The 237-nt window shown below is 66.2% G+C and carries 1 pseudogene; it reads right to left on the bottom strand.

Annotated features, from left to right (window positions below):
• A pseudogene (locus tag QSV46_RS41015) lies at positions 1 to 237 on the bottom strand (recombinase family protein); the annotation flags it as partial.

The raw sequence follows: 237 nt of genomic DNA, 5'->3' as shown, positions 1-237 counted from the left end.
CCGCCAGGCCGTGTCGCCGTTGGACTGCTTTACCGGCAGGTCGAGATTGTACTCGTGGAGCCAGCAGAGCGCCTGTCGCGCGCTGCCCAGTTCCTCGACCTTGTCGAACACCAGCTTGATCGCTTCCTGGACACGCCGATCCGGATCCTTCTCGTAACGGTCGCCAGCCTTCACGAAGCCCACCGGCGCCGCCACAACCAACTCGCCCCGGCGCGCCTTCTCGTAGCGGGCCGAGAG

Origin of the sequence: Bradyrhizobium cosmicum, assembly GCF_032290525.1 — a bacterium.
Classification (GTDB): Bacteria; Pseudomonadota; Alphaproteobacteria; order Rhizobiales; family Xanthobacteraceae; genus Bradyrhizobium; species Bradyrhizobium cosmicum_A.
This window is presented reverse-complemented; position numbering and strand designations above follow the sequence as displayed.